2 protein-coding genes are annotated in these 2,287 nt (G+C 72.3%); both read right to left on the reverse strand.

What is annotated here, in order from left to right; translation table 11 throughout:
• Window positions 1-487 precede the first annotated feature (487 nt).
• Complete coding sequence (locus FV223_RS25650; RefSeq protein ID WP_147729585.1) at window positions 488-1,318, reverse strand: MBL fold metallo-hydrolase; 831 nt, start codon at window positions 1,316-1,318, stop codon at window positions 488-490.
• Between the two features lie 43 nt (window positions 1,319-1,361).
• A complete protein-coding gene (locus tag FV223_RS25655; RefSeq protein ID WP_147729586.1) occupies window positions 1,362-2,159 on the reverse strand; it encodes a TatD family hydrolase in 798 nt (265 codons plus the stop codon).
• Window positions 2,160-2,287: the final 128 nt, after the last annotated feature.

A 2,287-nucleotide genomic window follows, 5' to 3' on the forward strand; every position in this document is an offset into this window, starting at 1 on the left:
CACCCGGCTCTCGCCAGCTGCCCCATCGCTCGTCATGTCGGTGGACCAAGTCCAGAACCGCGTCGCCGCCGCCCCGTCTCGATGAACAGGGGTATACGGACCACCCAGCAGCCCGTCAACAGCCAAATGCCGAGAAATCCATAAAATCCGCGACAGGCGTGTGACGCGGTCCTCCCGGGTTCCGACGACGACGGCAGGCCTCTCCGGGAAGTCGACTCATCCCCACCCGTCCTCTTCGCGCGTCAGTGGCTGCGGCTCTCGGACGGCAGGCGTCGGGCCACCGTCCGCGCGGATGGGAAGCCTGCCGAACCCTTTGACGGTGCGATCACGGGGTCTTCGCGAAACTGGACCGCGGAGTCGTTCGGCACGACATCGACGTCCGTCGGCCGGCCGGCCGGCCGGGCGATCGCCCGAGCAGGTGGCCCGAGCTCCGCCATCTGCCGCCGATCGCGCGACCGTCAGGCGCGCGCCCAACCCGGCATCAGGTTCAATCCCCGTACGCCCGCGCGGGCCGATCGAGATCGAGGGTGACGGTCAGGCCGTCATAGGCCGGCACCACGCCGGGCGGCAGCTTGGCCGCCAGCGTCGCGTGGTCGAGGTCGGTGTGGAGATTGGTGAGGATCGCGCGACGCGGGCGCACGTCCGCGATCAACGCCAGCGCCTCCGAGACTGAGTAATGGGTCGGGTGCGGGGTCTCGCGCAGGGCGTCGATGATCAGCAGGTCGAGATCGTGGAGCCGCGCCCGGCTCGCCTCGGGCAGGAGGCTGAGATCCGGGATGTAGGCGGCCGGCCCGAGGCGGAACCCGAGGGCCGCCTCGTTGCCGTGCTCGACCGGCAGCGCCTCCGCCTCGATCGCCCCGCCCTCCCCGCGGACTGCGACGATCTCGTGGATCGGCAGATCGCGAAGGTCGAGGATCGGCGGGTAGGCGCTGCCCGGCGGCGTCTTGAAGCAGTAGCCGAAGCGGGCGCGGAGCAGGTCGCTCGTGAGCGTATCGGCATGGACCGGAATGCGCGCGCGCATCTGGATCACCAGGGGGCGCAGGTCGTCGATGCCGTGGGTGTGGTCGGCATGGGCGTGGGTGAACAGCACCGCATCGAGGCGCGTCACCCCCGCATCGAGCAGCTGCTCGCGCAGGTCCGGGGAGGTGTCGATCAGCAGCGTCGTGCCGGCCTCGCCCTCCCGGCGCTCGACGAGGATCGAGCAGCGCCGGCGTCGGTTCTTCGGGTCGTGCGGGTCGCAGGCGCCCCAGCCGTAGCCGACGCGGGGCACGCCGCCGGACGAGCCGCAACCGAGGATGCGCAGAGTCAGCGTCGCCATCCGGACCTCCCGCTCGGGTGGTATCCGAGGACGGCGCCGGTTGTCACGCGGACGGGCCTGCCTTCAGGTCCGCCTTGGCGAACAGGCGATGGAAGTTCGCGGTGGTCAGGCGGGCGAAGGCCTCCGCTTCGAGGCCGAGGGTCCCGGCCAGCGACCGGGCGGTGTCGGCGGTGTAGGCCGGCTCGTTGGTCCGGCCGCGATGCGGCTCGGGGGCGAGGAACGGCGCGTCGGTCTCGACCAGGATGCGGTCGGGCGGCACCTGCCGGGCGATGTCGCGCAGAGCCGTCGAGCGGCGGAAGGTGACGATCCCGGAAAACGAGACGTAGAGGCCGAGCGCGACGCCGGCCTCGGCCAGCCGCGCGCCCGACGAGAAGCAGTGCAGCACCGCCGAGAACCGGCCGCGGCCCATCTCGTCGGTCAGCACCCGCTCCATGTGGGCGTCGGCGTCGCGGGCGTGGATCACCAGCGGCAGCCCGGTCGCGCGGGCGGCCTCGATGTGGGCGCGCAGCACCCGCTCCTGAACCGGTTCGGGCGCCGCGTCCTCGTAATGGTAGTCGAGCCCCGCCTCGCCGATGCCGATGCAGCGCGGGTGATCGGTCAGCGCCGCGATGGTCTCGGGCGCGACGTCCGGCTCCTCGGCCGCGCCGTGCGGATGGGTGCCGACCGTGTACCAGACCTCCGGGTGCGCCTCCGCGATGGCGCGGTAGGTGTCGGCCTTGGCGACACGCGTCGCGATCGTGAGCATCCGGCCGACGCCGGCGGCCTTCGCCCGGGCGATCACGCCCGGAAGGTCGGCGGCGAAGTCGGGGAAGTCGAGATGGCAGTGGCTGTCGACGAGCATGCGGTCCGGGAGCCTGGGCGAGGGGTTCGGTGTGGCGGGAACGGCCGGCTCACGCAGCCGGTGCCTCGGGCTTCTCGAACCGCGGGAAGATCGGGCTCGGCGCCGGCAGCGGCGTTCCGGGCGTCAGG

This window comes from Methylobacterium sp. WL116 (assembly GCF_008039455.1).
Classification (GTDB): Bacteria; Pseudomonadota; Alphaproteobacteria; order Rhizobiales; family Beijerinckiaceae; genus Methylobacterium.